Source organism: Granulicatella balaenopterae, assembly GCF_900111135.1.
Lineage (GTDB): Bacteria > Bacillota > Bacilli > Lactobacillales > Aerococcaceae > Granulicatella > Granulicatella balaenopterae.
Genome location: NZ_FOGF01000009.1, coordinates 53412 through 61485, shown reverse-complemented (window position 1 = coordinate 61485; position 8074 = coordinate 53412). Strand labels below are relative to the sequence as shown.

Below are 8074 nucleotides of genomic sequence, written 5' to 3'. Positions count from 1 at the left end.
CTTTTCTATATATTTTTTTAGGGTTTCCTCACTTACATTTCCCACTGAACAAATAAAATACCCATCAGTCCAAAATGTTTTTTCTTTCCAAAAATGTTTTCTTAATAAGTGTGAATATTTTTTCCATATAGTATATGTTGTATATGATTTTATTGTCTTTACAAGATTTGATAAGTTTATATTCGGTCTTGTTTCAATCATATAGTGTATATGGTCTTTATCTGTTTCGACATATTTTATGACGACCTTATGTTTATTGTGATAATAACTTGATATCATCTGCTACACACTTATTTGATAGCAATCGTTTTCTATATTTACATACAAAAATTAGATGATATTGTAACAAATAGTTATTATGGCTTCCACTTTTCCAACAATTCATTTTATATCCCTCAATAATGATTGTATCAAAAATATCTTGATACAACAATTCATCCCACGAAGCTAAAGCTTCGGAGATTTCTTGGCACTATTTTTAAAATGAATAATGTTACTTCTTTTGTATCACTAGTTATTTGGTTTAGTATTTGTTTTGTCATTTAGCCTTCCACCTTTTTACCTTCTTGAATGAAGTAATTCATAATATTGGTCTTACTAACTTTTCCAATAACATGTAATGGATTAGCCGCTTCAACGACTGGCAATGAATCTATTTCGCGACTCATAATTAAATCCCCCGCCTCTAAGACACTTTTCTCCTTAGTAATCGTCACGATATTTGGCATACGAGTCATAATCATCGCTACCGGAATATGATCATCAGTATTATTCAAGCTTGCTCGCAATAAATCTTTGCGCGATAAAATACCGATTAATTCCTTTTCTTCATTAATAACATACAATGATCCAACATCACGGATAAATAATTCTGTCACCGCATTTTTCAATGTATCTTCTGATGTGATAAAGACTGGCGCAATCATCAAATCCTCAACACGACATTCATATAAATGATTTTGTAAGATGGGTTCACTAGCTTTACCAGCATAAATATACCCTACTTTTTGGCGGGCAGTTAAAACTTCAGTCATCGTCAATAATGCTAAATCACTGCGCAAAGTCGGCTTAGATAAACCTAATTTTGCGGCAATCTCACTACCTGTAATAGGCTCATTTTCTTTTACAATTTGGATAATTTTTTTCTGTCTTTCTGAAAATTCCACGATAAATCCTCTTTCTGTATATGACGTATAATTCCATTATATTATACGTCTTATTAAGAAACAAGGCGAACCCCTTATGAAATACTAGCTTATAGCATTTCTTCATAATTTCTTAAGAGTCTACCTTTGTTTTGCTTGAATAGCTGCTTGGGCTACGCTTAAACGAGCTAATGGAATTCGGTATGGTGAACAAGAAACATAATCAACTTTAATCTTTTGGAAAACTTGGATTGAATCTGGGTCACCACCAACTTCACCACAAACCCCAATGCTTAAACTTGGATTAGTCTGACGGCCTTTTTCGACAGCAATGCGCATTAACTCACCCACTCCTTCCTCATCAACTGTTTGGAATGGATCATGTGGCAAGATATGTTTTTCAATATATTCTGGCATAAATTTCGCTACATCATCTCTTGAATAACCATATGTTAATTGCGTTAAGTCATTCGTACCAAAACTAAAGAAATCAACATGTTCGGCTAATTTGTCAGCAATTAAACAAGCGCGAGGAATCTCAATCATCGTACCGATTTCGTATGGGATTTCACTGTTTAGTTCAGCAAATAATTCATTAATTCGTTCGACAATAATGGTTTTAGTCGCTACTAATTCTGCTACTCCACCAATTAACGGAATCATAATTTTTGGTTTAACACTAATTCCTGCTTTTGTTAGAGCAATACAACTACGAATAATCGCTTCTGCTTGCATTTGATAGATTCCTGGTTCAGTAATCCCTAAGCGACAACCACGATGGCCTAGCATTGGATTTGTTTCATGTAATGTTGCAATCATTTCTTTGACTTTAGTGACCGGTTTAGCAAGACTATCGGCCACTTCAATAATGTCTTTTTCTGTTTGTGGTAAAAATTCATGCATTGGTGGATCTAATAAGCGGACGATTAATGATTTTTCTTTAGTAATCGCAAACATATCATAGAAATCTTGTTGTTGATAACTTAACAAGGTTGCTAAAGCTTGTTGTTTTTCTTCAGGAGTCTCAGCTAAAATCATTCGACGCATCTCCAATAGACGTTCAGATGCAAAGAACATATGCTCCGTACGTGCTAAGCCAACACCTTTTGCTCCAAATTGAAGAGCGGTTGTTAAATCTTTAACGGTTTCCGCATTGGCACATACTCCTAATTGACTAACTTCATCCGCCCAAGTCATTAATGTATAGAAAGTTTCATCCACTTCCATTAATTCCGTTTCAATAATTCCTAGATATAATTCACCAGTATTCCCATTAACAGAAATTGCTTGACCTTCTGTATATGTCTTTCCATGAACATGAAATTCTCCCTTTTGTTCATCCACCTGTAAATCGCCACACCCAACTACACAACAAGTTCCTAAGCCTCGAGCGACTACCGCTGCATGACTAGTTAACCCACCACGACTCGTTACAATAGCTTGACTTAAGACCATTCCTTCAATATCTTCAGGAGATGTCTCTTGACGCACTAAGATAACTTTTTCACCTAATTCCGTTAATTCTTTAGCACGAGTTGCTGTAAAGACAACCTTACCAGTTGCTGCCCCTGGACTTGCTGGTAGACCTTTTGCTAAGATATCAACTACTTTTAAAGCTTTTGGTGAAAAGACTGGATGTAATAATTGATTTAATAATTCTGGTTTAACACGCATTAGGCCTTCTTCTTTTGAAATAACACCTTCACGAACTAAATCCACAACAATCTTAACAGTGGCTTTAGCAGTACGTTTACCGGTACGTGTCTGTAATAAATATAATTTGCCATTTTCAACAGTGAATTCAATATCTTGCATATCTAAGTAATGTGCTTCCAGACGCTTACAAACTTCTGTAAATTCTTGATACACTTTAGGCATTGAATCAGCTAATTCACTAATCTTTTCTGGGGTGCGAATTCCTGCAACAATATCTTCTCCTTGTGCATTACTTAAAAATTCGCCATACACTTTAGCTTCACCAGTTGCTGGATTACGAGTGAATGCTACACCAGTCCCACTATTTGCTCCGCTATTTCCAAAGACCATTTCTTGCACATTGACAGCAGTACCCCAATCATTCGGAATCTTATGCAAACGACGATAGACTTGTGCACGGTGATTATTCCAAGATTTAAAAACTGATTGTACAGCTTCTGTTAATTGATCAACTGGTTCTTGTGGGAAAATTTGGCCATTATCTGTATATATTTTTTTAAAACGAGTGATTAATTCAGCAAATTCTTTTTGATTAAAATCTAATAAATCTTTATGATAAGTCATCTCTAATTCTTCAATCTCACTTGCAAAATATTGTGGACTAATGCCATATACGACATCTGCAAACATTTGTAATAAGCGACGATAACAATCATAAGCAAATGCTAGTGAAGTCTTTTCGGCAAAACTTTCAACTGTTTGATCATTTAAACCCAAATTCAAAATGGTATCCATCATTCCAGGCATTGACACTCTAGCCCCACTACGCACAGATACTAATAATAAATTCTTACTATCTCCAAATCCTTTACCTGTTCTTTCCTCTAAACGGCAAATGGCTGCATTAATTTCTTGCATTAATGCTGTTGTTAAACCTTGAGCTTTTTCTAAATATTCCATACAAGCACTAGTTGTAATGGTAAATCCAGTTGGTACTGGCAAACCTAAATTAGTCATCTCTGCTAAATTAGCACCCTTACCACCTAATAATTGGTTCATTGACGCTTGACCTTCACGGAAATCATATACTCTTTTCACCTTTAACACTCCTTATTAATACGTTTTATTGGAAAAATCGATTTAAATAATACGTTTTATTTATTAATTATATGATATAGTATGTCTTATTTAAAATCAACCCATTTTAATACGTCTTAATTATTTTTTAATATATACTTTTTATCAGACATTCCTACTTCACATTTAAGTAATAACCTTATAAATAGCTCGTAACAAATCATAGCGCTTAGCAAACTGTTTTCATATTTTCACACCAAAAAAAGCCCTTAACACTAAGGTTAAAGGCTCGTTATTATTCTCCTAATTCTAATCCTGGAACTGCATTCAAATCATTGGAAGCAAAATGCCCCTTACAATATTCAGTATAAGCTGCTGCTCCAATCATAGCTGCATTATCCCCGCAAAGTGATAATGGTGGAATTGAAAAGCGAACACTTGGATACTTTTCTGCCATTAATTCACCTAGAGCTGTACGCAATCCTTTATTAGCTGCAACGCCTCCTGCTAATACTAATTGCTTCACAGGATACTGTTCTAGAGCTTTAGCTGTTTTAGTCGTTAAAACTTCGACAACACTTGCTTGAAAACTAGCAGCTAAGTCTTCTGGTACAATCTCTGTACCTTTTTGCTTGGCATTATGCACATGATTAATCACCGCTGATTTTAATCCACTAAAGCTAAAATCAAGATTGTCTTCACGAATCATCGCACGTGGGAAATGATAAACGTCTTGCCCCATATGTGCTAATTCATCCATCTTCTTACCACCTGGATATGGTAAGTTTAAAATACGACCAATCTTATCATAAGCTTCACCAGCCGCATCATCACGAGTCTCACCAATAATCTCAAAGACACCATCTTCTGGCATATAGACTAATTCCGTATGTCCACCACTAACCACTAAAGCCATTAATGGAAAGCTTAATTCTTCTACTAATTGATTAGCATAAATATGTCCAGCCATATGATTCACCGCAATTAATGGCTTACCACTAGCTAATGCTAAAGCTTTGGCTGAAGAAATCCCAATCAACAAAGCCCCTACTAAGCCAGGACCATAAGTTGTCGCAATCGCATCCAGGTCATCTAGAGTAACTTCAGCTTCCGCTAATGATTCTTCGATAATTTGCGTGATTTGTTCAACGTGATGACGACTAGCAATCTCTGGCACAACACCCCCAAAACGCATATGTGACTTAATTTGTGAAGCAACAATATTTGATTTAATCACACGCCCATTCTCAATAACCGCCGCACTTGTCTCATCGCAACTTGATTCAATCGCTAAAATCAATGTCTTTTTGCTTTCTTCTTTATTCATATTTTTTCACCTTCTTCATTTCTATATTAGATATCATATCGGTATAAAATAGCATCCTCTTTTGGCTCATGATAATAGTCTTTACGACGATAATAAGATTCAAAGCCAGTTGATTGATAGAACTGCCTAGCAGCAAGATTTGATTCACGTACTTCTAAAAAGACGGTCTCAATCCCCTTTTCTTCTAAATCTTTTTGGGACTTTTGCCATAATGAAGTCGCCAAACCATTTTGTTGATGCTCTTTTTCCACCACAATATTGGTAATCGTCGCTTCATCCAAGACCACTTGATAAGCTACAAAGCCGACCAATTCTTCCGCATAATAAACGCCATAATACTTATTTGATTCTTCTTGTAAATCTGATTCAAATCCAGCAACTGTCCAATTTGAAGCTACTTGATAATTATCCTGTACTAAGTGATAAATATTTTTCGCTAATTTTTGCCGATTAGTAGGTAATAAGCGTTGAAATGAATACGATTTTTGTGTTGTTTCAATCATAGAGCTCTTTGTAATTCAAATGTCATTTCAATTGCATCCTCCTTTTCTGGCTGATAGTACTCTGGTTTAATACCGGTTTTGATAAAGCCCATTCTTTGATAGAGTCGAATGGCTTTACTATTTGATTGACGAACTTCTAATGTGATTTCTTTTTTTGCTAAAATTTCAGCAAACTGCACTAACTGGACAATTAATGCACTAGCACATCCTAAACAGCGATACTGGGGCAATACACAAATATTACTAATATGAAGATCATACCCATCAGTTGTTCTAGCACCCAAAAAAGCAATTTTCTCACCATTATACTCCATAATAATATAAATTGTACGTGGATTACGGTTCAAATCCTTATAAAACATCTCTTTATGCCATGGAGATTTGCCGTCATAAGCTAATTGCTCCAGTCGAAAAATATCCCCATACTCTTCTCTTTTAGCCAAACGCATGAATGCTTCTTCTCCCGAATAAAGAGGAACCAACCTACCAGTAAAAGCTAATCGCCTTCTAAGTAGTTGATAATCCTCCTCATCCATATACATTCCATCAATCATTTGATGCATAAGTTTTTGCATCACTATTTTAAATGCGCTCCACATAAGTAGTCACCTCAGAATCAGGATTTTTGGCTAACCAAACTTCTTCTGCTTCTGCTAATTTTAAATAGACGGGTACAAAAGTGTGCGCATCAACTGGGGCTTGGTTTTGCCCTAATAAAGCTAATGTTTGAGCACTTGGAATAGCTTGAGGTGCGGTTGCAAAACTTACTTTTTCACCTAATGCGTCCTTAATTTCCTCGTAGCATTCTTGTGGTAATTTCCCTACAAAATAATATGCTTCATCATTCGCTGCTAAATACTCTAACCAAGTCGCTAAACTAATATGGCGTTCTGGAAGTGCTTCTACTAAATGCCCCTTTGCATCATATTGATAAGCGCCAGTAAAGATATTTTTACGACGAGCATCAAAGAATGGAATAATCAATCGATCGCCTACTTCTTCTTTAGGACAATTCCCAGCAATGACTGCTAAACTTGAGACCGCTACTAATGGTTTCTTTAATGCGACTGCTAATGTTTTAGCGACAGTAATACCAATACGTAAGCCTGTATATGATCCTGGTCCTTGTGCGACTACAATTTTGTCGATAGCTTTAATGTTTGTCTGACTAGCTTTTAATAATTCTTCAATAGTTGGCATTAGTTGTGTGCTATGTTGTAAAGTATTTTCAATAATTGTTTCACCAACGATAGTAGACTGATCGACTAAAGCGACTGCTAATGTTTTATTTGATGTATCGATTGCTAATAACATAGGCTCCTCCTTTCTCTTATTCTTGTAATAAACCTGCTTGGTAAATGGTTTGTGATCTAAATGTTTTTCCAGCAGCCAAAATAATATCACCAAAACCTTCATGATGAATTGCATCTGGTAAGATTTGTGTTTCTAAGGCAATCCCATTATGTACAATTGGCTTTTCAGCATTTAAACTTGTCTTATTATCATAGCCATTAGAGGTATAGATAACCATCGCTGGAGAGGTTGTTGTTACAGATAGTGTTCGGCCAGTTGTCGCTTCTGATAAAACAACTTTTATGGTTGCTGTATCATTTAAAACAAATGGGTGATCAATTCCACCTGCTGTTTTAAAGGGTTCTTCTTGGAAAAGCTCGCTTATTTTTATTCCACGACGTATCAATTCTAATGCAGCACTATCCTTCACTAACTCACCAGTCGGTACTCCTGTCTGGTCAATTGCTGCTAAGGCTTTCGTCGCTAATTGTAATTTATGATCTAAAATCGTTGTTCTAAAATCACCAGTTAAATTAAAATAACTATGATTCGTTGGGTTCACAATGGTTGCCTTGTCGGTTGTTATCTTATAATCAATCGTTAACGCCCCAGTATCACTTAAAGTATAGCTAATCCACGTCTTTAGATTACCAGGATAATTCCCTATTCTGTCGGCTTTTTCGCTATAAAATGTAATAGAATTCTCTTGTAAATCACTCACCTTAAAGACCGTCTCACTAAATCCAATACTGCCACTATGCAAATGATGACCTAACAAATTTTGCTCTAATTGATAATCTTTTCCATCAATTGTCACTTTACCGCCAGCAATCCTACCAGCCACCGGGCCAATTGCAGCTCCCCATTTAGGCGCATTATCAAAATATTCTGCAACATCTTCTGAAGCAACAATAATATTTTTAAACTTCCCATCCTTATCAGGAGTTAGAAACTTAACAATTGTTGCACCATAATTCAATACCACTAATTGATAACCAGTCGCTGTCTGCAATACATAACGGACAACTTTTTGACCTTGATAGACTCCCACTACTTCCATTGTTTTTCCTCCT

At 35.8% G+C, this 8074-nt stretch carries 8 protein-coding genes; all 8 read right to left on the bottom strand.

Going from position 1 to position 8074, the window contains the following annotated elements; genetic code table 11:
• Positions 1-279 (bottom strand): IS200/IS605 family transposase (gene tnpA, locus BMX09_RS03460; protein ID WP_218138913.1); only part of this gene is annotated, 279 nt, incomplete at its 3' end.
• A gap of 263 nt (positions 280-542) precedes the next feature.
• Complete coding sequence (locus BMX09_RS03455; RefSeq protein ID WP_089746309.1) at positions 543-1166, bottom strand: helix-turn-helix transcriptional regulator; 624 nt, start codon at positions 1164-1166, stop codon at positions 543-545.
• Positions 1167-1286: 120 nt separating this feature from the next.
• Entirely contained in the window at positions 1287-3899 is a 2613-nt protein-coding gene (gene ppdK, locus BMX09_RS03450; RefSeq protein ID WP_281242665.1) for a pyruvate, phosphate dikinase, read from the bottom strand.
• A 274-nt stretch (positions 3900-4173) separates the two neighbouring features.
• Positions 4174-5205, bottom strand: a complete 1032-nt coding sequence (gene tsaD / locus BMX09_RS03445; protein ID WP_089746308.1) for a tRNA (adenosine(37)-N6)-threonylcarbamoyltransferase complex transferase subunit TsaD — start codon at positions 5203-5205, stop codon at positions 4174-4176.
• A gap of 26 nt (positions 5206-5231) precedes the next feature.
• Complete coding sequence (gene rimI / locus BMX09_RS03440) at positions 5232-5708, bottom strand: ribosomal protein S18-alanine N-acetyltransferase (protein ID WP_089746307.1); 477 nt, start codon at positions 5706-5708, stop codon at positions 5232-5234.
• On the bottom strand, positions 5705-6271 hold the full coding sequence (gene rimI, locus BMX09_RS03435) for a ribosomal protein S18-alanine N-acetyltransferase (protein ID WP_177159518.1): 567 nt from the start codon (positions 6269-6271) through the stop codon (positions 5705-5707). The genes rimI (BMX09_RS03440) and rimI (BMX09_RS03435) overlap by 4 nt, the downstream gene beginning before the upstream one ends.
• Positions 6272-6290: 19 nt before the next feature.
• On the bottom strand, positions 6291-7022 hold the full coding sequence (gene tsaB, locus BMX09_RS03430; RefSeq protein WP_089746305.1) for a tRNA (adenosine(37)-N6)-threonylcarbamoyltransferase complex dimerization subunit type 1 TsaB: 732 nt from the start codon (positions 7020-7022) through the stop codon (positions 6291-6293).
• Between the two features lie 16 nt (positions 7023-7038).
• Positions 7039-8061 carry an aldose epimerase family protein gene (locus BMX09_RS03425; RefSeq protein ID WP_089746304.1) on the bottom strand — a complete coding sequence of 341 codons (1023 nt, stop codon included), beginning with the start codon at positions 8059-8061 and terminating at the stop codon, positions 7039-7041.
• Between the last annotated feature and the right edge of the window lie 13 nt (positions 8062-8074).

Excerpts from the sequence above, each read along its gene's own strand:
- tsaD (WP_089746308.1), bottom strand. The coding sequence starts at position 5,205 with ATGAATAAAGAAGAAAGCAAAAAGACATTGATTTTAGCGATTGAATCA.
- rimI (WP_089746307.1), bottom strand. The coding sequence starts at position 5,708 with ATGATTGAAACAACACAAAAATCGTATTCATTTCAACGCTTATTACCT.
- rimI (WP_177159518.1), bottom strand. The coding sequence starts at position 6,271 with ATGCATCAAATGATTGATGGAATGTATATGGATGAGGAGGATTATCAA.
- tsaB (WP_089746305.1), bottom strand. The coding sequence starts at position 7,022 with ATGTTATTAGCAATCGATACATCAAATAAAACATTAGCAGTCGCTTTA.
- BMX09_RS03425 (WP_089746304.1), bottom strand. The coding sequence starts at position 8,061 with ATGGAAGTAGTGGGAGTCTATCAAGGTCAAAAAGTTGTCCGTTATGTA.